The following is a 20,505-nucleotide window of genomic DNA, read 5'->3' on the forward strand; positions in this document are numbered from 1 at the left end:
TTCATTCAGTAACGCCGACCATTCAATAACGATAGTGGTCCGGCTTGAAGGGGCCGTCCGCCGGCACGCCGGTGTACTCGACCTGGGCCTCGGTCATGCGGGTGATCACACCACCGAAGCCTTCCACCATATAGCGAGCCACCTCCTCGTCGAGGTGGCGTGGCAACACGCTCACCCTCAGCGCCTCGGCCTTCTCGTCGGCCGGCAACTCGGCGAACCGCCCCCGGTAGAGATGCAGCTGCGCCAGCACCTGGTTGGCGAAGGAGCCATCCATCACCCGCGAGGGATGACCGGTGGCGTTGCCCAGGTTGACCAGGCGCCCCTCGGAGAGCAGCAGCAAATAGTCGCGGCTGGTGGGATCAAAGTCGCCCGGCCTGCTGTCGCGATAGACCTTGTGCACCTGGGGCTTCACCTCCTCCCAGTGCCAGTGGCGGCGCATGTAGCCGGTGTCGATCTCGCTGTCGAAGTGGCCGATATTGCATACCACCGCTCCGGGCTTGAGGGCCTGCAGCATGGTGGCATCACAGGCGGCGATATTGCCGGTGCAGGTCACCACCAGATCGATCCGGCCCAACAACTCACGGTCGATGCTCTCCACGCCCCGATTGATGCCACCGACATAGGCAGAGACCACCTCGAAGCCGTCCATACAGGCCTGCATCGCGCACAGCGGGTCGATCTCCGCAATCCTGACGATCATCCCCTCCTGACGAAGCGACGCCGCCGACCCCTTGCCCACATCGCCGTAGCCCACCACCAGTGCCTGCTTGCCGGCCAGCAGATGGTCGGTGGCGCGCTTGATGGCATCGCTGAGCGAATGCCGGCAGCCATACTTGTTGTCGTTCTTCGACTTGGTCACGGCGTCATTGACGTTGATGGCCGGCACACGCAGGGTGCCGTCGCGCAGCATCTCCTGCAGCCGATGCACGCCTGTGGTGGTCTCCTCGCTGATGCCATGAACGGCATCGAGCAGCTCCGGGCGCTTCTCGTGCAGCAACAGGGTCAGGTCGCCGCCGTCGTCGAGCACCAGATTGGGCGTCCAGCCGTCGGGGCCGGCAACGGTCTGTTCGATGCACCACCAGAACGCCTCCTCGCTCTCCCCCTTCCAGGCAAATACCGGGATGCCGGCGGCGGCAATGGCCGCCGCGGCATGGTCCTGGGTGGAGAAGATATTGCAGGAGGACCAGCGCACGCTGGCCCCTAGATCGACCAAGGTCTCGATCAGTACCGCGGTCTGGATGGTCATGTGAATGCAGCCGGCGATGCGGGCCCCGGCCAGTGGCCGAGCATCGCGATACTGCTCACGGATCGTCATCAGCGCCGGCATTTCGGTCTCGGCGATGCGTATCTCGCGACGCCCCCAGTCGGCCAGGGCGAGATCGGCAACCTTGAAGTCCTGCTGGGCGGGAGTGGTCACGGCGGGCTGGTTCATGGGCGCACCTCGTCACGTGCTGAAAGCGTGACCTTCACTATAGGCGGCGATTCCGGCGACCGACAATCAACGCCCGTACCCGGCGACCCCAAGTTCGCCAAGCCGCTCGGCGAGGCGCCGCACCTCCGGGTGGGCGAAGAACTCGCCAAGCTCCTCGGCGCGCCCCGGCCCCACACCGGGCATGGCTCCCCAGTCGTCTTCGGCGTGACGCTCCAGGGTGTGCCAGTCGGCCGGCAGGGCGGCCTCTACTCCGGGCGGCGCTCCCAGCGCCTGCAGCCAGCGCGCAAAGGGCGCCTCCTCTGTCGTCGCGAAGAGCCCCACCAGAGTGTCGGCTCGGCGCTCGCCGATGCCTCGGGCGCGGCGCAGCGCCTGTCGATCCAGCTCCAGCCAGTCGAGCAGCCCCTCGACCAGCCCCGCCTCGACCAACGCTTTCCAGGTTCCCAGGCCGACGCCGGTCATGGCCAGCCCCTGATCGCCGGACAACCACTCAAGCCGCGCCAGGAATTGCTCCTCACAGCCCGGCACCAGGCGTAGACAGCTCAGGGCGTGGTAGCGTGCCGGGGACGGAAGCACCAGCGGGCGACGCTCGACAGTGCGCCAGGCCACGCCCTCAAGGCGCGGGATGGTCAGTCCGGCCAGGGCGATAACGACGTGATCCCCGGGGCGAATGTCCAGCGCCTGCCAACGGGAGAGCGATCCCACGCTGACTCGGCGGATGGTGCGCCCCTCGAGCGTCACCGGGTGCAGGTGGAGCAGCGGGGTGATGCGCCCGGTACGGCCGATGCGAAACTCCACCCCACGCACCTCGCCCAGTGCCTCCCGGGGCGGATGCTTCCAAGCCACCGCCCACTCCGGCGGCTCGGCCCGCCAGGCCTCGGCGGGTGGCCGCGAGGCCTGACGCAGCACCACCCCATCGGTGGCGAAGGGCAGCGGTCCCTGAAACCAGGCGCGTCGCCACTGCTTGACCGTGGCCAGATCCGCTACCGGATGGGTAAAGCCCAGCGTATCGACAAAGCCAAGCCTCGAGAGCCCCGCCAGGCGCTCGCCCATATCGGCCGGACCGTCGGGCCAGTCCCAGATAAACACCCCGACCCGGCCCGCGTCGTCAGCGTTCAGCACCCTGCGCGCCATCAGGCCGCTGATCTCGGCACGCGCCCCGGCATCGCCGCGCTCGGCCTGCACATGCCCCTCCCGACGCAGGTAGAGCTCCCCCTGCAGCACGCCATCGAACGACTCGGGCAGCAGAGCTGGCACCGACGGCAGGCGCCGCACACGCTCGGTCCAGTCCTGTCCGGTCACCCCATCGCCGCGACTGATCGCTGCCGCCAAGCGGCCATCACGATAGACCAGGGTCACCGCCACCCCGTCCACCTTGGGCTGGATCCAGGCGTCGGGCCGGCGCATCAACCAGCGTCCCACGGCAGCGGCATCGGCGAGCTTGGCAAGACCGGTCTGGGCGACGGGGTGAACGCCTTCGCCCGCGGGATAACTCGCCATTTCCGGTGCGGGCACCCGATCGGGAAAGCAGCGCCGCCAGGCCTCGAGCCGAGCCCGGGCCTGATCGTAGATATCGTCGCTCACCAGCGACTCGCCACGCCGGAAGTAGGCGTCGTCCCACTCGGCCAGGCGAGCCAGCAGCGCGGCGACGGAATCCGGCGAGGGCGGTGACGTGCAGGAAGCAGAGGCAACCGGCACGGCCAGAAGAAGGGCCAGCAGGCAGGTCAGGTGCAGTGAGCGCGAAAGGCGAAGTAGGTGCATGGGCGGCACCTCGGCGAGGGGCTTGCTCTTACCCTAGCAATGGGCCCCGCGCGTTGCTGCCGGCGGGGCCCATCATCTCGCGTAGGCCTGAGCCTATTGCATCAGGCTTTTCCTAGAGACCGGCGGCCTGGCGCAGGGCCGCGGCCCTGTCGGTCTTCTCCCAGGGGAAGGCCGTGAAGGTCTCGGTGTGCGGCTGCCCCTCGGTATCGGTCCAGGTGTAGGAGGTCTCGAAGGGCTCACGGCCGAAGTGACCGTAGGCCGCGGTCAACCGATACATGGGGTGCAGCAGGTCGAGCATGCGTGTGATGGCGTTGGGTCGCAGGTCGAAGTGCTCGCGGACCAGTTCGATGATCCTCGCCTCATCCACCTTGCCGGTACCGAAAGTGTTGATGGCGACCGAGGTGGGCTCGGCCACGCCGATGGCGTAGGAGACCTGGATCTCGCACTTGTCGGCGAGTCCCGCGGCGACGATGTTCTTGGCCACGTAACGACCGGCGTAGGCGGCACTGCGGTCCACCTTGGACGGATCCTTGCCGGAGAAGGCGCCACCGCCGTGACGGGCCGTGCCACCGTAGGTGTCGACGATGATCTTGCGACCGGTCAGGCCGCAGTCGCCCACCGGGCCACCGATCACGAACTTGCCGGTCGGGTTGATATGGTACTTGGTCTGATCGGAGAGCCACTCGGCAGGCAGTACCTGCTCGATGATCTCGCGCCTGACCATCTTGCGCAGCTCCTGCTGGTCGATCTCAGGGTCATGCTGGGTGGAGAGCACGATGGCGTCCACCGCGCAGGGCTTGCCCTCGGTATCGTAGCGGAAGGTGAGCTGACTCTTGGCATCCGGGCGCAGCCAGGGCAGCAGGCCCTGCTTGCGCAGCTCCGCCTGGCGCTCCACCAGACGATGGGCATAGTGAATCGGCGCCGGCATGAAGGAGTCGGTCTCGTTGGTGGCGTAACCGAACATCAAGCCCTGATCGCCGGCACCCTGGTCCTCGGGCTTGCTGCGGTCGACGCCCTGGGCGATATCCACGCTCTGCTTGCCGATCAGATTGAGCACACCACAGGTCAGGCCATCGAAGCCGACATCCGAGGAGGTATAGCCGATACCGGTAATCACCTCGCGCACGATCGCCTCGAGGTCGACCCAGGCGGAGGTGGTGATCTCGCCGGCGACGATCGCCACGCCGGTCTTGACCAGAGTCTCACAGGCCACCCGCGCCTGCTTGTCGCGGGCGATGATGGCGTCGAGCACGGCATCGGAGATCTGATCGGCGATCTTGTCCGGGTGCCCCTCGGAGACGGATTCAGAGGTAAACAGGGAGTATTCGCTCATGGCGTCCTCGACCGTGGAGTCACGGATGTCACAACAAGTCACAAAAAACAGGCCGCGGTGGGCCTCATATTGGGGCCAAGAGTCTACACGCTGGCAGGTGGCGAGGCATCCACGATTTGAAGCGCAACGTCAAGTCGGCGACAATACGCCACCGAATTCGACCACGCCGCGCCCCTCCCGCGCGGTGTCCGATCCAGCCAGACAGCCCGTCCCCGCCTCCGTACGGCGTGGAACGCAGGCGAGGAGCTCTCCCATGCCGTCACGTTTCGAACTGGCCAACGCCATTCGCGCCCTCTCCATGGATGCCGTCCAGAAGGCCAATTCCGGCCACCCCGGCGCGCCCATGGGCATGGCCGACATCGCCGAGGTGCTGTGGAACGACTACCTCAAGCACAACCCGGCCGACCCGAAGTGGCCCGATCGCGACCGTTTCGTGCTCTCCAACGGTCACGGCTCCATGCTGCTCTACTCCCTGCTCCACCTCACCGGCTACGAGCTCGGCCTCGAGGAGCTGCAGAACTTCCGCCAGCTTCATGCCAAGACCGCCGGCCACCCCGAATACGGCTACGCGCCGGGGATCGAGACCACCACCGGCCCGCTGGGCCAGGGCCTGGCCAACGCCGTGGGCATGGCGCTCGCCGAGAAGACCCTGGCGGCCCAGTTCAACCGCCCCGGTCACGACATCGTCGACCACTACACCTATGTATTCGTAGGCGACGGCTGTCTGATGGAGGGCGTCTCTCACGAGGCCTGCTCCCTGGCCGGCACCCAGCAGCTCGGCAAGCTGATCGCCCTCTATGACGACAACGGCATCTCCATCGATGGCGAGGTCGAGGAGTGGTTCACCGAGGACACCGCCAAGCGCTTCGAGGCCTATGGCTGGCACGTGGTGCCCAACGTCGACGGCCACAAGCCCGAGGAGATCCAGGCCGCCATCGAGATGGCACGCAGCCAGGATGACAAGCCCAGCCTGATCATCTGCAAGACGATCATCGGCTTCGGCGCCCCCGGCAAGCAGGGTACCGCCGCCACCCATGGCGCCCCGCTCGGTGAAGACGAGGTGGCCGCCGCTCGTCAGCGCCTCGAATGGCCCCACGCGCCTTTCCATGTGCCCGAGGAGATCTATCGTGGCTGGGACGCCAGCGAGGCCGGCCAGACCCAGCAGGAGAAGTGGCAGGCCCGCTTCGAGCGCTACGCCGAGGCCCACCCGGAGCTGGCTCGCGAGTTTGCTCGCCGCATGGAGTGCAAGCTGCCCACCGCCTTCACCAGCGAAGCCATGGTGCAGCGTGCCCAGGAGAAGGGTGAGTCCATCGCCTCGCGCAAGGCCTCGCTCAACTGCCTCAACGAGCTGGGGCCGCAGCTGCCCGAGCTGCTCGGCGGCAGCGCCGACCTGGCACCCTCGAACCTGACCTTCTGGGAGGGGGCGCAGGCGATCACTCCGCAGACCCCGGAGGGCAACTACCTCCACTACGGGGTCCGCGAGTTCGGCATGGGCGCGATCATGAACGGCATCGTCCTGCACGGCGGTTTCATTCCCTACGGCGCCACCTTCCTGATCTTCATGGAGTACATGCGCAACGCGGTGCGCATGGCGGCCCTGATGGGCAAACGCGCCATCTACGTCTTCACCCATGACTCCATCGGCCTGGGCGAAGACGGCCCCACCCACCAGCCGGTGGAGCAGCTCACCAACCTGCGCACCACCCCCAACCTGGCCACCTGGCGCCCCTGCGACGCCACCGAAACCGCCGCCGCCTGGGATGCCGCCATCAAGCGCAACGCCGGCCCCACGGCGCTGGTACTCTCCCGCCAGGGCCTGCCCCACCAGTCGCGCACCAAGCAGCAGCTGGCCAATATCCAGCGCGGCGGCTATGTGCTGAAAGAGAGCGAGCTCAAGGATTGCGACGCCACCCCCGACCTGATCCTGATCGCCACCGGTTCCGAGGTCGGCCTGGCCATGGACGCCGCCGCCGAGCTGGAGCAGGCCGGCCACGCCGTGCGCGTGGTCTCCATGCCCTCCACCTACCGCTTCGACGCCCAGGATGCCGAGTACCGCGAGAGCGTGTTGCCCAGGGCCGTGACCCGTCGCATCGCCATCGAAGCCGGCCATGCCGACTTTTGGTACAAGTATGTGGGCCTCGACGGTCGCGTGATCGGCATGCGTAGCTATGGCGAGTCCGCCCCGGCGGGCGAGCTGTTCAAGCTATTCGGCTTCACCGTGGAGAATCTGGTCAAGCAGGCGGGTGAGCTGCTGGAGAAAGAGTGAGTCCCCGGACGCCGCCGGTCACCGAGACTGAACCGCTGTAATGCAAAGAGGGCGCGACCACGGTCGCGCCCTCTTTTGACTTCACTCTTACCCCCTTTTGCAAAAGGAACAACATGTCTGCGCTGCGTGGTTTCCTCTGGCTGATCGGCTTTCTGCTGGCCGGTGAGGCACTGGTGATTCTCACCGGCCTGCCGGTTTCCGCCGGCGTGATCGGCATGCTGCTGCTCACCGCCTGGCTAGCGCTCCACGGCGGCGGTTTCGACGATATCGCCGCCGCGGCCCGGCCACTGATCACCGCCCTGGCACTGCTGATCATGCCCGGCGTGGTGGGCATCTTCTTTATCCTCGACGAGCTTGCCGGCCAACTCACCGCCATCCTGATAGCCCTGCTGCTGGGTACCCTGCTGAGCGTCTTCACCACCCTGTGGCTGATGCGTCGACTGGTGGCAGATGCCACCACCGACAGCCGGGAGTCCTCCCATGAGTGATCTGATCGAGCAGCTGATGACCAACCCCCTCGCCGCCGTGGCACTCACGCTCGCCGCCTACTTCACCGGCGATCGGCTGTTTCGTGCTCTGCGTGCCCCCGCCTGGTGTCCTCCGCTGCTGGTGGCCGCCCTGCTGCTGGCCACCGCGCTATGGCTGCTCGGCATCGACTATGCCGACTACCGTGCGGGAGCCGGCTGGATGACGTTGCTGCTGGGACCGGCCACGGTGGCACTGGGCCTGCCCCTCTACCAGCAGATGGGAAAGATCCGCGAGCTGTGGCGACCGCTGCTGCTCTGCCTGCCCATCGCCGCCACCATGGCCGCCCTCTACGCGGTAGGCATCGCCTGGGTGATGGGGGCCCCCGCCGAGATCCTCGCCTCGCTGGCCCCCAAGTCGGTCACAGCCCCCATCGCCATCGGCATCACCGAACGCCTGGGCGGCTCGGTGGCGCTGCTGATGGGCGGTTTGCTGGTCACCGGTGTGGCGGCGATCGGCTGCGTCAGCCTGGTGGCACGCTGGCTCGGCATCCAGGATGAGCGCCTGCTCGGCCTGGCGCTGGGCATCAATGGCCATGCCCTGGGCACGGTTCGCGCCTTCGAGATCAGCCCCACCGCCGGTGCCTTCTCCTCGCTGGGCATGAGCCTGACCGGCATCCTCACCGCCCTGCTGCTGCCACTGGCCTGGCGGCTGCCGGGACTCGTCGGCTGAAATACGCTAGAATCGCCGATCTTCACTAACCGCTGGAGAGACGCTCGACGCCATGGCCTATCGCATCGCCATCAACGGTTACGGCCGCATCGGCCAGTGCGTGCTGCGCGCTCTTGTCGAGCGTGCCGAGCCACAGCTCGAGGTGGTGGCCATCAACGAGCTGTCGGGGCTCGACACCATCGCCTACCTGACCCGCTACGACACCACCCATGGCCGCTTCCCGGCGCGGGTCGAGGTCGATGGCGATCATCTGGTGATCGACGGCCGGGCGATCCGCGTGCTCTCCGAGCCGGACCCCCGCCGCCTGCCCTGGCAGGAGCTGGGCATCGATCTGGTGCTGGAGTGTTCCGGCAGCTTCAAGGATCGCGCCACGGCCGAGTGCCACCTGAACGCCGGCGCCGGCCGCCTGCTGTTCTCCCAGCCGGCGGAGGCCGACGTCGACGCCACCATCGTCAGCGGCATCAACGACCACGAACTGGTCCCCGCCCGGCGTATCGTCTCGGCGGCCTCCTGCACCACCAACTGCCTGGTGCCGGTGCTCACCGTGCTCGACGAGGCACTCGGCATCGAACACGGCGTCACCACCACCATTCACTCGGCGATGAACGACCAGCCGGTGATCGACGCCTATCACCAGACCGACCTGCGCCTGACCCGCTCGGCGATGCACTCCATCGTTCCGGTGGACACCGGCCTGGCTCGCGGCATCAACCGCCTGATGCCTCACCTGGCCGGTCGCTTCGAGTGCCTGCATATGCGGGTGCCGACCATCAATGTCTCGGCCATGGACCTGGCCATTACGGTGCGCCAGGACACCAGCGCCAGCGAGGTGAACGATCTGCTCGCCGAGGCCAGCCGCGGACGCCTGGCCGGCCTGCTGGGCTACACCGAGGAGCCCATGGCCTCGGTCGACTTCAACCACGACCCACGCTCCGGTATCGTGGACGCCACCCAGACCCGGGTGGCCGGCGGCCGCCTGATCAAGCTGCTGTGCTGGTTCGACAACGAGTGGGGGTTCGCCAACCGCATGCTCGATGTCACGCGGCGCCTGGCCGCCATGCCCCTCGACGCTCCCTGATCCCCTTACGGTTTCCCCAAGATGAGGAACACCCCCCGATGAACGTGCGCAAGATGACCGACCTCGACCTCAGCGGAAAGCGTGTGCTGATCCGCGAGGACCTCAACGTGCCCGTCAAGAACGGCAAGGTGACCAGCGATGCGCGCCTGCGTGCCGCCCTGCCCTCCATCCAGGCCGCCCTGGATGGCGGCGCCCGGGTGCTGCTGATGAGCCATCTGGGCCGCCCCACCGAAGGCGAGCCCGCGGAGGAGTTCTCGCTGGCGCCGGTGGCCGACCACCTGGGCGAGCTGCTGGGCCGCCCGGTACGGCTGGTCAAGGAGTACCTGAACGGTGGGGTCGAGATGACCGACGGTGAGGTGGTCCTGCTCGAGAATGTGCGCTTCAACCAGGGTGAGAAGAGGGACAACGAGGCACTCGCGAAGCAGTACGCCGCCCTCTGCGATATCTACGTGATGGATGCCTTCGGCACCGCCCACCGCGCCCAGGCCTCCACCCACGGCGTGGCACGTTTCGCCTCCGTGGCCTGTGCCGGCCCGCTGCTGGCCGCCGAGCTGGATGCCCTGGAGAAGGCGCTGGCCACTCCGGCCCGCCCCATGGCCGCCATCGTCGGCGGCTCCAAGGTCTCCACCAAGCTGGAGGTGCTGACGGCGCTCTCCGAGAAGTGCGACCAGCTGATCGTCGGCGGCGGCATCGCCAACACCTTCATCGCCGCGGCCGGCCATAACGTGGGCAAGTCGCTGCACGAGGCCGACCTGATCGACCAGGCCAGGGCACTGATGGACAGGGTGGAGATCCCGCTGCCCAGCGATGTGGTGGTGGCCACCGAGTTCTCCGACGCCGCCGAGGCCATCGTCAAGCCGGTGGACCAGGTCGCCGATGACGAGATGATCCTCGATATCGGTCCGCAGAGCGCCACTCGTCTGGCGGCCATGCTCAAGGATGCCGGCACCATTCTGTGGAACGGTCCGGTCGGGGTGTTCGAGATCGACCAGTTCGGCAAGGGCACCGAAGTGATCTCCCGGGCCATCGCCGACAGCCCGGCCTTCTCCATCGCCGGCGGCGGCGATACCCTGGCGGCCATCGACAAGTATGGTATCGCCGATGCGGTCTCTTATATTTCCACCGGTGGCGGCGCCTTCCTCGAGTATGTCGAGGGCAAGACCCTGCCGGCGGTCGCCGCCCTGGAAGCCGCCGCGGCCCAGGCCTGATAGACTAGACGAATCCCGACACGACTCTACACGCGGCGGCTGCCTCCGGGCGCCGCCGCCACCACGAACGACAGGTGAGAATATGGCACTGATCAGCATGCGCCAGCTGCTGGACCACGCCGCCGAACATGGCTACGGCGTGCCGGCCTTCAACGTCAACAACCTCGAGCAGATGCGCGCCATCATGGAAGCCGCCGACCGCACCGACTCCCCGGTGATCGTCCAGGCCTCTGCCGGTGCCCGCAAGTACGCCGGTGCCCCCTTCCTGCGCCACCTGATCCTGGCCGCAGTGGAAGAGTTTCCGCACATCCCGGTGGTGATGCACCAGGACCACGGCACCAGCCCGGCGGTATGTCAGCGCTCCATCCAGCTGGGCTTCTCCTCGGTGATGATGGACGGCTCCCTGGGCGAGGATGGCAAGACCCCGGCCAGCTACGAATACAACGTCGACGTGACCCGCCGCACCGTGGAGATGGCTCACGCCTGTGGGGTCTCCGTGGAGGGCGAGCTGGGCTGCCTGGGCAGCCTGGAAACCGGCATGGCCGGTGAGGAAGATGGCATCGGCGCCGAGGGCAAGCTGGACATGGAGCAGCTGCTCACCGACCCGGAAGAGGCCGCCGACTTCGTCAAGGCCACCGGTGTCGACGCCCTGGCCATCGCCATCGGCACCAGCCACGGCGCCTACAAGTTCACTCGGCCGCCCACCGGCGACACCCTCTCCATCCAGCGCATCAAGGAGATCCACGCCCGCATCCCCGATACTCACCTGGTGATGCATGGCTCCTCCTCGGTACCCCAGGAGTGGCTCGAGGTCATCAACGCCCACGGTGGCGAGATCCCCGAGACCTACGGCGTGCCCGTCGAGGAGATCATCGAGGGCATCAAGCATGGGGTACGCAAGGTCAATATCGATACCGACCTGCGCCTGGCCTCCACAGGCGCGGTGCGTCGCTTCCTGGCCGAGAACCCCAGCGAATTTGACCCACGCAAGTTCCTCAAGGAGACCGTCACCGCCATGCGCGATCTCTGTATCGATCGCTACGAGGCCTTCGGCACCGCCGGCAACGCATCCAAGATCAAGCCGATCAACCTGGAAGCGATGTTCGAGCGCTACGCGAGCGGCGAGCTGGACCCCAAGGTGCGCTAAGCATACCTCGCACCTCGCATGATCAACGGGCGGCCTCAGGGCCGCCCGTTTTGTATCTGCCCCTGGTTGATGCTCCACTGCCCGGTGTGACTCGCAAGGGCACGGGCAGAACGCGAGGTGTTATACCTTCAGATACCAGATAATGGTCCCGCTTCGATATTCATCGATGATTGATTAATGGAACGGTGCAGCATGAAGAAACATATCCTGGTCCATGGCCGCCTGACGGACGTCCAGCTGGCGCAGCTCGGCGAACACTTCGAGGTTCAGGTCTGTCAGGGCGCCACCCCTGCCGAGGACCCCGCCTTCCTTGACGCCCTGCCCATGGCCCATGGTCTGATCGGCAGCGGACTCGTCATCACCCCCGAGTGGCTCGATGCCGCACCAAACCTGGAGGCGATCGCCACCATCTCCGTGGGCTACGACGGCATCCCGGTGGAGGAGCTGACACGGCGCGGCATCCTGCTCTGCAACACGCCCGATGTGCTCACAGAGACCACGGCAGATACCGGCTTCGCGCTGATACTCGCGGCATCTCGCCGCGTGGTCGAACTGGCCGACTTCGTCAGGCGTGGCGACTGGCAGGCCAGCATCGGCGAGGCACAGTTCGGCAGCGACGTGTACGGCAAGACGCTGGGCATGATCGGTTTCGGCCGCATCGGCGCCGCCATCGCGCGCCGCGGTGCCCTGGGGTTCGGCATGCGCGTACTCTACTCCAACGCCTCACCCAAGCCGGCCCTGGAGCAGGAGCTGGGGGCCAAGCGTCGTGAGATGGACGCGCTACTCGAAGAGGCGGATATCATCTGTGTGACCGTCCCCTTGACCGCCGAGACCGAACACCTGATCGGCGCTCGTGAATTCAGCCTGATGAAGCCCTCGGGGATCTTCGTCAATATTGCCCGCGGCCGAGTGGTGCGGGAGGCAGACCTGATCGCGGCGCTGGAGAAGGGCCAGGTGCGTGCCGCCGGGCTCGATGTCTTCGAGCAGGAGCCGCTCTCCCCCGAGTCCCCCCTGCCCCATATGCCCAACGTGGTCGCCCTGCCGCATATCGGCTCCGCAACTCGCGAGACCCGGGATGCCATGGCACAGCGTGCCGTGGACAACATCAGCCGGGCCCTACAGGGGCAGCGTCCCATCAGCCTGGTCAACGAGGAGGCCTGGAGGCCCTGAGCCGCCTAGAAGCAGGTCGCCACGGACTCAGTAACCGTCAACGTCTCGTCCACCAGCAGCAAGTGACGCCACTTGTCGAAGGTCAAACAGGGATGGGAGGTGCCGAAGGCGATCACATCACCGACCGCAAGTTCGGCATCCTCGGGAATCGTCAGGAAGAGATGCTGATCCATGATATGCGTGGCGCGCCAGCTCCCGGGCGCAGTCACCGCCCCGTTCCCCGTGGCGAGCGTGTCGCGCGGATAGTGCCGCAACGGCAGCGGCATGTCCGGCTCGTGACCGATATCGCGCTTGCCCAGGCCCACGATGGCCAGTCCCGGTTCCGGCAGCGATTGTACATGGGCGAATACCTCCAGCGCCGGCTGCAGCTCGCCCTGGAGGTGCGGATCGCGCGCCTTCACCTCGGCCATGGCGTCGGCATAGAGCCTGTGGTCATGCACCACATAGCACCCCGGCCGCAGCACCGGTGTGTAGTGTTCGCGCAACTCCGCCTCGTCGAAGGCCTGGGCAATCAGATCGAACCACCGGGAGCCCGCCGCGGTGACGATGGGCGCCTCGCTCGCCAGCACCCCGCTGCCATGCAGTACCTTGACGGTCTCGACCAGCCGCTCCCCATAGGCACGCACCGCCGCGACCTCATCGCCACCGGCGATCAGCCCCTCATAACCCTCTATACCGACCAGGCGCAGGGCGGGCTGCTCGGCGATCGCCCCCACCAGCGCCTCGACCTCGGCGGTATTGCGGCAGCCACAGCGCCCGCCAGGAACACCGAGCTCGATCAGCACATTGAGGTGCAGGCCCCGACCGGCGAAGAAGCGCCCCAGCTGGCCCACGTTGTCGCTGCTGTCCACCACGCAGTAGAACTCGGCTCCAGCCTGGATCAGCCCCGCCACCATGGACATATTGGCCTCCCCCACCAGCTGGTTGGCCATCAGCAGTCGCGTCACCCCGTGGGCGAAGGCGGCTCGACACTGGGGCGCCGTGGCCAGGGTAATGCCCCAGGCGCCGGTCTCGAGCTGGCGCCGGAACAGCGTCGGGCTCATGGTGGTCTTGCCGTGGGGTGCCAGTCGGGCTCCATACGCCTCGGCGAAGCGCTGCATCCAGGCCAGGTTATGGGCCAGGGGCGCCTCATGGATCACCGCCGCCGGTAGGATGACACCTGTAAGCAGCGCCGAGCTGGTCTCGACGCGCCCCTTGTCGCAGTGCAGTCCCACTTCGCTCATTACAGACCCTCTCCTCGTATCGGGGCGGCGGTAGCCACATGCCCCATGACCAATAGCGTAAACGGCCCCACCGTTGGTTCGGGGGGCCGCTGCCTTGTATTGTCTCCGAGCTCTGCGTGACGTGCTACCGCTTCAGCCGGGGCAACACTCCCCCCTTCTTGCCAGTACCGGGCGCCCTGTGCATGACCTCGCGCCCGGCGCGCCTGCCCACCACCCGGGCGACTCCCACCAGCACGCCGGTGGCGGCGCCCCACAGCAGGGCCTGACGCCACTCCACGTCAGGCTCATCGGGATTTTCCGGTGGGGTCTCGCCCACCTCTTTCTGGTAGGCCTTGTCCGCCGCCTTGCGGGCCATCATGCTGGCCGCCACCGCCGCGGCGGAACCGGCCAGCGACCAGAGGGTGTCCTGCTTCATGCTGTACCTCGCCTGCTGGGTGTGAATCTCACCGGAGGGATCATCGATCAGGAAACGACCGCTCCGGGCCTTGCTTCATGCTAGTCGACACTGACCTGGAAAACGCGCGCCAGGCCAACGCCACCACCTGGGTGAACCATACCGCCCCTGTGCAAGCCTCGGGCGTCATGTTCGAGGGTGCCGGCTGTCCGACGTGTTATCACGGCAACGCTCCCCAAACCTATCGGCAAACCATGTGAACACATAGCCACGCGGTGGATCGACCCCCGTCAGCACATAATGAAGCGTATAGGGATTATGGAGCGTCGCCTGCAGCATGGGCTCCGCCGCCTGGACTCCGCAGAAGAGCAGCTCATCCCCCGCCGCGAGGGGAAAGTCGGCGTCCGGTAGCATGATCGACTGCCCCGCACGGCGAATGGCCAGCATTTCGCACGGTAGCGCTTGTGAGAAGGCGCGCGCATCGCGACACAGGGCCCCGGGCGTGACCACGCCCTCCTCGCTCAGGAGTCGAGTCACGGCCGGCGCCTCGTCCGGGTTCAGTCTGACCGACCACAGGTGTGGGGGTTCGTCACCGACGGCCACCTGCAGTCGAGCCACCAGTGCCTCCGTCTGGTTCGGCTCCCGCTGCGCCAGCCAGTCGATCAACTCCTGGATCAGCGGCGAGATCAGCAGCTTCAGGATACGGCGCGCCGTCGTCAGGCTGTGCTGAAGGACCAGATCGGTCCTGGCGGCATCGAAGACTACCTGATTCTCATGGCTGTTCTGACGCACGATGCGGAATACATCGGGATTGAGCTCATTGACCGACAGCAGCGTGCTGAGATTGTCGGCATCGCGATTCATCGCGGCAACGATACCGGCAGCGTCTCCGATCCCGGCCGCCTCCAGCGACGAGTGGTCGGCCTGGGCCAACACCGGATCCTTCTCTGTCTCGGTTGCCTCACCCTCCTCGCCTGGATCGATAACGCGGACGCCGATGCCATGGTCGTGAAGACAACGATGGATTCGGTGGCCCATTCGGCCGAACCCGCACAGGATCCACTCCCCCTGGGGCACCCGCAACGGGCTGCCGAGCGTCACGCCGGGTGCTCCGACGAACCATGCATTGAGGTTATGCAGTTCGGAGCGTGCGATCACCCAGTAGAGAAGCTGCGCGAAGATCGCGAAGGGATCGACCACCGTGACATTGTCCAGCGCTTGTAGCGTGCCGCCATGACGCATCGATGTGGAACGGCAGATGACCTGAAGCCTCGGGTTCAGGTGCCGTGCCATCACCGCAATCTTGAGATTGGTGTCGTCATCATTGGTCAATGTCACCAGGGCTCGACAGGCGGGGTGCTCGACACCCGCCGCCAGTAGATGCTTGGGTGCACCGGCATCCGCGCAGAGCCCCGGCATCGCCACCGTGTAGTCGCGTACCCCCAGCGCCTTGATGCGCTCCGGGTCCACATCGAGAATCACCGCTCGCATGCGATGGTCGCTCAGCCCCCGGGCAAGCAGGCTGCCGGCATCACCGAAACCGCACAGGATGACGAAAGGCTCCGCGTTACGCCTGACCTTGCGCGCGAACCGGAAGCCATCCATTGACTGGATGAAGTGAGGGTTCTGAACCAGGTTGATCAGCGACCCAATCGCATAGAACCAGGCGATGGCACCGGTATAGAGGCAGAAGATCGTCCACAGGCGCTGTTCATCGCTGAAACCGTTGGGTAGTTCGCCAAAGCCGGTCGTGGTCGCCGTATAGGTAAAGAAGTAGAAGGCGTGGAAGAGGTCCATATGGGTCGTTTCACCATCGACGACCCGCCCCGGCATCAGGACCATGCCGATGATCCCCAACGAATAGACGAAGAGCAGCACGAACAGCGGCCGGCGCATGTAGCGCAGCAGGATCATTCCTACACGGTCGAGATCGGAAGTGGTCGTCATCGGCTCGTTCGCTCAACTAGCGCCGCGATAACAGCGTATCGCCGACCAGGATCGCCGTTGCGATGATATTCGCCACCAGCGCCCCCCTGGCGATCGAGATGATATCGGCCATCGCACCCGCTTCCGGCACGCCCCAGCCACTGGGCACCGTGACGATCCAGATGATACGCGCCGTGATCAGCAAGGCCCCCGCTACCAGCCCGGATGCCAACAGCAAGGCGCCAGTCTCGGAGCGATCCCCCAGCTTCAGGCCGATCGCCACCAGGTTGGCGATGATGGCAAGGGTGAGAATCCACACATTATGATGCGCTGCCGCCTCGAGGCCATGCGCAACGAAGGCGGCATTGAGGCTCAGGGTGAGGATGATGAAGAAACCGAAGACGACACGTTCGAAATTCATTGGCTGCTTCCTACCGAGACGCGTCGTCAGTATAGGTGGGTGGCCTCTAAGACCGCGAATACCAGCGCCGTGACCCCGTGGCATCCAGTTTTTCGGAATATTTATGAACAGTGTTCAAAAATCAGCGTAACTGGGCTTTAATAATGGGCAGGTGACCCCGACATCTGTAACAATGGATTTATAACGCCCTGTTTCCTCGTGAGGCCCGGTGATGGCACATCCACTCTGCCTGCTCTTCGACTGCGACGGCACCCTGGTCGATAGCGAGCCGCTGCTCGCCGACGAGATGGCCACGGCGCTGAATGCCGTGGGCCTGCCGTTCCAGGCCACCGACTATATCGGCGAGTTCCGCGGGGCGCGCTTCCGACGCATCGTCGCCGAGCTGGAGAGTCGTCATGGCCGCGTCGATCCCGACGTGCTCGGGCCACTGGAAACCAGCATGCGAGCCAACCTCGACCGGCGTCTGGCGACAGAGCTCATTCCCATCGAAGGGGCCACCGAGGCGCTGGCGGCCCTGTCGACGTTTCCCATGGGCGTGGTCTCCAACGGGCCCGAGAACAAGATCCGCACCTCGCTGGTGGCTACCGGCCTGGATACCCTGTTCGGCGATCACCTGTTCAGTGCCTACACCGCCAACTGCTGGAAACCGGACCCCTGCCTCTATCTGCATGCGGCACAGGGGATGGGCTACTCTCCGCACCACTGCCTGGCCATCGAGGATTCGGTGGTCGGCGTCAAGGCGGCCCTCGATGCCGGCATGTTGGTGGTCCACCTCAACCGCTTCCCCGATGCGGAAATCACCCCCGAGGGTGCCATCATGATCACCAGCATGTTCCAGCTGCCCACGGTGGTGGCGCGCCTTTCACGCGATCTGGAATCACGCACCGCCATGCGCTGAGGGTCATGCAGATCGCAGCCACAGCCTCTATCATCCCCGCCTGAAGCCACCCACCCCGGAAGTCACACCATGTCATCCCTCCAGGACCAGCTGCGCGGCCTCGTCTACTCCACCGAGCATGGCGAGACCTGCCCGGACTGCCGCCAACCCGTCGCCGACTGTCGCTGTGCCGAGCAGGCGGAACAGGCACGCCTCGCCGAGCTCGACGGCATCGTGCGGATTCGCCGCGAGACCAGCGGCCGCAAGGGAAAGGGCGTCACCACGATCAGTGGCGTACCACTGCCCGAGGCCGAGCTCAAGCGTCTAGCCAAGCTGCTGAAGAAACGCTGCGGCACCGGCGGCGCCGTCAAGGAGGGGGTGATCGAGATTCAGGGCGATCACCGCGAGACACTCAAGGCAGAGCTCGAGAGCCGCGGCTACACGGTCAAGCTGGCCGGCGGTTGAGCCTCCTCTCGACAAGCCGGCCTTCCAGCCGCCCGACCAACGCCCCGAGCGAGGCATCTACCGGGGCCGCCACCTTCAGAGTATAGAGGTCGTCGGCGCGGGTACGCCCCAGGTTGAGGCAGGCGATGGGCTTACTCTGCTGTGCCGCGGCCCGCGCGAAGCGAAAGCCCGAATAGACCATCAGCGAGGAGCCCACCACCAGCAGGGCATCGCACTCCTCGATCAGGGCAAAGGCGCGCTCGACCACACCACGCGGCACGCTGTCACCGAAGAACACCACATCGGGCTTCCAGATACCGTCGCCGCAGCGCGAACAATCGGGCACCCGGAAGGTGGAGAAGTCCGCTTCCAGATCGGCATCCCCGTCCGGCGCTGCGGCCGCGCCGAGGGTCGCCCAGTGCGGATTGAGACTCTCGAGTTCCGCGTGCAGGGCATGACGCATGCGGCTGGAGCCGCATCCCATGCAGCGCACCCGGTCGGCGCGTCCGTGCAGATCGATCACCCGTCGCGAGCCGGCGCGCTGATGCAGGCCATCCACGTTCTGGGTGATCATCCCGCGAACATGTCCCAGGCTCTCGAGTCGCGCCAGGGCCTGGTGAGCCGCATTGGGCCTTGCCTCGTCCAGGGTGCGAAAGCCCACCAGGGCGCGGGCCCAGTAACGCTGTCGGGCGGCATGACTGCCCATGAACTGGCGGTGTTCCATGGGGGGCGAACGCTTCCACTCGCCGGCGGCATCGCGATAATCGGGAATACCGCTGGCGGTGCTGATGCCGGCCCCACCGAGCACCGCCAGCCATGGATGGCGCTCGACAAACTCGACGAGTGCCGCCAGCTCTGCCTCGCTGGTCTCGGGTTTCACCTGTGCTGCCGTCATCCTGATGCCTCACTGTCTGCGCCAAACAGAGCATGGCCCCGCGCGGGGCAGGTTGTCTAGAATGGGCCTCTCGCCGTTTCCCCTTAGCAAGGAATCCCGATGGCCTGGCTGGAATACCTGCTACCCCTGATCTTTCTGTTTCCCCTCGCCGCCATGGGGGGAATCGTCGTGGCGCTTCGCAATCTTCATGATGCACGGGTGCACTCACCCTTCGATGCGCAACCGCTGCGTGAGCCCGGCCAGCAGCTGCGCGACCGTCTCGACGACGCCTTCGCCGGGCTCTACCTGAGTGGCGCCCTGGGCCCCATCATCACGCTTGCCCCGCTGGTCTACGGCATGGGCCGCATGCTCCTTGCCACAGAACAGATCTGGGTGGAGTGGGCCTTCTACGGCGCGCTGAGCACCCTGCTGGTACTGACGTTCAGCTTTCGACTGATGCGGGACTTTCAGCGCATCCGCCGCCTCAAGCTGGGACTGGCCTGCGAACTGGCAGTCGGCCAGGAGCTGGAGCGGCTGGTGCGCCCAGAGGCCCACCCCTTCTACGTCTTCCACGATGTGCCGGCGGCCGATACACGCATCGATCACGTGGTGGTCACGCCCTGTGGCGTCTTCGTGGTGGAGACCCGAGCGCGCTCCCGCCCCTTTACCCCCTCCGGAGAAGAGCAATACCGGCTCGTGGTAGAACCCTCGCGGTTGCGCTTCCCGGGCTGGAGCGAGCGCACACCGCTGAGCAGGACTCGCGAGCTGGCGCGCTGGATGGCCGAGTGGCTGAGCTCACGCACCGGCCGCAGGGTACCGGTGATGGGCGTATTGACCCTTCCCGGCTGGCAGGTGGATGCCAGCCAGGGACCCGACGACCTGCTGGTGGTCAGCGGCGACCAGCTGGCCAGTCGCCTGGCCGAACTGTGTCCCGGCGACTTCGACGCCGCCACCCACGACGCGGTCATCGCCACCCTGCTAGAGCATGCCGGGGCGAGTCAGGCACCAGGCGAGTAGCCTGGCCAACGTTCATTGAACCTGCTTGCCTCTGTATGGCGTCACGGCACCATCGATGAGCGCAGGATAATTCTGATCACACGTCGTGGCGGCCACCGGCTGGTGTACCACTACTCATCGTCTCAGCAGAGACGAGATCCAACGACTAGCCTCGACAACCACGCACCGGCACAACTATTTCTAGGAAAATCACCAGGCTTTCTGCCCCGCACAAGCGCTTCGCTTATTGCTTGTATTGGTTGTATTGCTTGAATCGCTTGTATTGCTTGAAATCAGGAAAAACGCACTGCTTATCGCAATTCATTCCTTCTGTGGCACACAACCAATGCTTGGCCAGGCAGTCCAATACTTGCATGATCCTGTAAATGGTGAATGTCATGAAGATTCAGACAACTGTGCTGTTCTTCGCAGCCGTCCTCGTCTCGGGTTTCGCCTTTGCCGAGCAAGGATCTGCCATATCGAACGAGTCACTGGTCATCGCCTCAACCAATACCGGGCAAAAAAGCTTCAACAATAACGACCTGAATGGTGATGGCCAGATCTCAAGAGTAGAAGCCAAGGCGGGAAACCTGCCCAGGCTTTTTATTTTCATGGACAAGAACGGTGACAACATGATCTCTCGGAAGGAGTTCCATTTTACCGAGCACTGATCATGCCCTGACTCATGTCCCGACCCGAGAGAAGGAGAAGCCCTGGCTTCTCCTTTTCTGCGACAGATACGCCTCGAGACTGATCTTGCT

The 20,505-nt window shown here is 65.6% G+C and carries 19 protein-coding genes; 11 read left to right on the top strand and 8 right to left on the bottom strand.

The window, feature by feature from the left end:
- Window positions 1-22: 22 nt before the first annotated feature.
- The 3 genes from ahcY to metK all read right to left on the bottom strand — a co-directional run bounded on the left by ahcY (window position 23) and on the right by metK (window position 4,523).
- Entirely contained in the window at window positions 23-1,432 is a 1,410-nt protein-coding gene (gene ahcY, locus E0702_RS03420) for an adenosylhomocysteinase (protein WP_132041574.1), read from the bottom strand.
- Window positions 1,433-1,498: 66 nt separating this feature from the next.
- On the bottom strand, window positions 1,499-3,190 hold the full coding sequence (ligB, locus tag E0702_RS03425) for an NAD-dependent DNA ligase LigB (RefSeq protein WP_132041575.1): 1,692 nt from the start codon (window positions 3,188-3,190) through the stop codon (window positions 1,499-1,501).
- Window positions 3,191-3,302: 112 nt separating this feature from the next.
- Window positions 3,303-4,523: a methionine adenosyltransferase gene (gene metK, locus E0702_RS03430; RefSeq protein ID WP_132041576.1), complete on the bottom strand. Its 1,221-nt coding sequence runs from the start codon at window positions 4,521-4,523 to the stop codon at window positions 3,303-3,305.
- A gap of 253 nt (window positions 4,524-4,776) precedes the next feature.
- Between metK and tkt the strand changes: the two genes are divergently transcribed.
- The 7 genes from tkt to E0702_RS03465 all read left to right on the top strand — a co-directional run bounded on the left by tkt (window position 4,777) and on the right by E0702_RS03465 (window position 12,589).
- Window positions 4,777-6,789 (top strand): transketolase, encoded by a 2,013-nt coding sequence (gene tkt / locus E0702_RS03435; protein WP_132041577.1) that lies wholly within the window; start codon window positions 4,777-4,779, stop codon window positions 6,787-6,789.
- Between the two features lie 113 nt (window positions 6,790-6,902).
- A complete protein-coding gene (locus tag E0702_RS03440; RefSeq protein ID WP_132041578.1) occupies window positions 6,903-7,277 on the top strand; it encodes a CidA/LrgA family protein in 375 nt (124 codons plus the stop codon).
- The gene (locus E0702_RS03445; protein ID WP_132041579.1) at window positions 7,270-7,986 is read left to right on the top strand and encodes an LrgB family protein; all 717 of its coding nucleotides are present in this window, start codon (window positions 7,270-7,272) and stop codon (window positions 7,984-7,986) included. Before E0702_RS03440 ends, E0702_RS03445 begins: the two co-directional genes overlap by 8 nt.
- 52 nt (window positions 7,987-8,038) lie before the next feature.
- On the top strand, window positions 8,039-9,064 hold the full coding sequence (locus E0702_RS03450) for a type I glyceraldehyde-3-phosphate dehydrogenase (RefSeq protein WP_132041580.1): 1,026 nt from the start codon (window positions 8,039-8,041) through the stop codon (window positions 9,062-9,064).
- 38 nt (window positions 9,065-9,102) lie between these two features.
- Entirely contained in the window at window positions 9,103-10,272 is a 1,170-nt protein-coding gene (locus E0702_RS03455) for a phosphoglycerate kinase (RefSeq protein ID WP_132041581.1), read from the top strand.
- An 82-nt stretch (window positions 10,273-10,354) separates the two neighbouring features.
- Window positions 10,355-11,419: a class II fructose-bisphosphate aldolase gene (gene fba, locus E0702_RS03460; protein ID WP_132041582.1), complete on the top strand. Its 1,065-nt coding sequence runs from the start codon at window positions 10,355-10,357 to the stop codon at window positions 11,417-11,419.
- A 192-nt stretch (window positions 11,420-11,611) separates the two neighbouring features.
- Window positions 11,612-12,589 (top strand): 2-hydroxyacid dehydrogenase, encoded by a 978-nt coding sequence (locus E0702_RS03465; protein ID WP_132041583.1) that lies wholly within the window; start codon window positions 11,612-11,614, stop codon window positions 12,587-12,589.
- Between the two features lie 5 nt (window positions 12,590-12,594).
- Here the strand turns inward: E0702_RS03465 and E0702_RS03470 are convergent, their stop codons facing one another.
- From E0702_RS03470 to E0702_RS03485, 4 genes are all read right to left on the bottom strand, one after another.
- The gene (locus tag E0702_RS03470; protein ID WP_132041584.1) at window positions 12,595-13,812 is read right to left on the bottom strand and encodes an amino acid deaminase; all 1,218 of its coding nucleotides are present in this window, start codon (window positions 13,810-13,812) and stop codon (window positions 12,595-12,597) included.
- Window positions 13,813-13,936: 124 nt separating this feature from the next.
- Window positions 13,937-14,227: a DUF4235 domain-containing protein gene (locus E0702_RS03475; protein ID WP_132041585.1), complete on the bottom strand. Its 291-nt coding sequence runs from the start codon at window positions 14,225-14,227 to the stop codon at window positions 13,937-13,939.
- A 165-nt stretch (window positions 14,228-14,392) separates the two neighbouring features.
- The gene (locus tag E0702_RS03480) at window positions 14,393-16,153 is read right to left on the bottom strand and encodes a potassium channel family protein (RefSeq protein ID WP_132041586.1); all 1,761 of its coding nucleotides are present in this window, start codon (window positions 16,151-16,153) and stop codon (window positions 14,393-14,395) included.
- A 16-nt stretch (window positions 16,154-16,169) separates the two neighbouring features.
- Complete coding sequence (locus tag E0702_RS03485; protein ID WP_132041587.1) at window positions 16,170-16,553, bottom strand: DUF6394 family protein; 384 nt, start codon at window positions 16,551-16,553, stop codon at window positions 16,170-16,172.
- Between the two features lie 211 nt (window positions 16,554-16,764).
- Here E0702_RS03485 and E0702_RS03490 point away from each other — a divergent pair, with 211 nt between their 5' ends.
- Entirely contained in the window at window positions 16,765-17,451 is a 687-nt protein-coding gene (locus E0702_RS03490; RefSeq protein ID WP_132041588.1) for an HAD-IA family hydrolase, read from the top strand.
- A 69-nt stretch (window positions 17,452-17,520) separates the two neighbouring features.
- Window positions 17,521-17,895, top strand: coding sequence for a translation initiation factor Sui1 (locus E0702_RS03495; RefSeq protein ID WP_132041589.1), 375 nt, complete (start codon window positions 17,521-17,523; stop codon window positions 17,893-17,895).
- Here the strand turns inward: E0702_RS03495 and E0702_RS03500 are convergent.
- Complete coding sequence (locus E0702_RS03500; RefSeq protein ID WP_132041590.1) at window positions 17,876-18,769, bottom strand: NAD-dependent protein deacetylase; 894 nt, start codon at window positions 18,767-18,769, stop codon at window positions 17,876-17,878. The genes E0702_RS03495 and E0702_RS03500 overlap by 20 nt on opposite strands.
- 99 nt (window positions 18,770-18,868) lie before the next feature.
- Between E0702_RS03500 and E0702_RS03505 the strand changes: the two genes are divergently transcribed.
- Window positions 18,869-19,765 carry a nuclease-related domain-containing protein gene (locus tag E0702_RS03505; protein ID WP_132041591.1) on the top strand — a complete coding sequence of 299 codons (897 nt, stop codon included), beginning with the start codon at window positions 18,869-18,871 and terminating at the stop codon, window positions 19,763-19,765.
- 377 nt (window positions 19,766-20,142) lie between these two features.
- Window positions 20,143-20,415, top strand: a complete 273-nt coding sequence (locus E0702_RS03510) for a hypothetical protein (RefSeq protein WP_165927469.1) — start codon at window positions 20,143-20,145, stop codon at window positions 20,413-20,415.
- Window positions 20,416-20,505: the final 90 nt, after the last annotated feature.

The sequence above is a fragment of the Halomonas marinisediminis genome (genome assembly GCF_004347715.1).
GTDB lineage: Bacteria > Pseudomonadota > Gammaproteobacteria > Pseudomonadales > Halomonadaceae > Halomonas > Halomonas icarae.

Coding starts and splice junctions, on each gene's coding strand:
- fba (WP_132041582.1), top strand. CDS start 10,355: ATGGCACTGATCAGCATGCGCCAGCTGCTGGACCACGCCGCCGAACAT.
- E0702_RS03510 (WP_165927469.1), top strand. CDS start 20,143: ATGAAGATTCAGACAACTGTGCTGTTCTTCGCAGCCGTCCTCGTCTCG.
- E0702_RS03455 (WP_132041581.1), top strand. CDS start 9,103: ATGAACGTGCGCAAGATGACCGACCTCGACCTCAGCGGAAAGCGTGTG.
- E0702_RS03465 (WP_132041583.1), top strand. CDS start 11,612: ATGAAGAAACATATCCTGGTCCATGGCCGCCTGACGGACGTCCAGCTG.
- E0702_RS03505 (WP_132041591.1), top strand. CDS start 18,869: ATGGCCTGGCTGGAATACCTGCTACCCCTGATCTTTCTGTTTCCCCTC.
- E0702_RS03490 (WP_132041588.1), top strand. CDS start 16,765: ATGGCACATCCACTCTGCCTGCTCTTCGACTGCGACGGCACCCTGGTC.
- E0702_RS03450 (WP_132041580.1), top strand. CDS start 8,039: ATGGCCTATCGCATCGCCATCAACGGTTACGGCCGCATCGGCCAGTGC.
- E0702_RS03500 (WP_132041590.1), bottom strand. CDS start 18,769: ATGACGGCAGCACAGGTGAAACCCGAGACCAGCGAGGCAGAGCTGGCG.
- E0702_RS03480 (WP_132041586.1), bottom strand. CDS start 16,153: ATGACGACCACTTCCGATCTCGACCGTGTAGGAATGATCCTGCTGCGC.
- E0702_RS03470 (WP_132041584.1), bottom strand. CDS start 13,812: ATGAGCGAAGTGGGACTGCACTGCGACAAGGGGCGCGTCGAGACCAGC.
- ahcY (WP_132041574.1), bottom strand. CDS start 1,432: ATGAACCAGCCCGCCGTGACCACTCCCGCCCAGCAGGACTTCAAGGTT.
- ligB (WP_132041575.1), bottom strand. CDS start 3,190: ATGCACCTACTTCGCCTTTCGCGCTCACTGCACCTGACCTGCCTGCTG.
- tkt (WP_132041577.1), top strand. CDS start 4,777: ATGCCGTCACGTTTCGAACTGGCCAACGCCATTCGCGCCCTCTCCATG.
- E0702_RS03495 (WP_132041589.1), top strand. CDS start 17,521: ATGTCATCCCTCCAGGACCAGCTGCGCGGCCTCGTCTACTCCACCGAG.
- E0702_RS03440 (WP_132041578.1), top strand. CDS start 6,903: ATGTCTGCGCTGCGTGGTTTCCTCTGGCTGATCGGCTTTCTGCTGGCC.
- metK (WP_132041576.1), bottom strand. CDS start 4,523: ATGAGCGAATACTCCCTGTTTACCTCTGAATCCGTCTCCGAGGGGCAC.
- E0702_RS03445 (WP_132041579.1), top strand. CDS start 7,270: ATGAGTGATCTGATCGAGCAGCTGATGACCAACCCCCTCGCCGCCGTG.
- E0702_RS03475 (WP_132041585.1), bottom strand. CDS start 14,227: ATGAAGCAGGACACCCTCTGGTCGCTGGCCGGTTCCGCCGCGGCGGTG.
- E0702_RS03485 (WP_132041587.1), bottom strand. CDS start 16,553: ATGAATTTCGAACGTGTCGTCTTCGGTTTCTTCATCATCCTCACCCTG.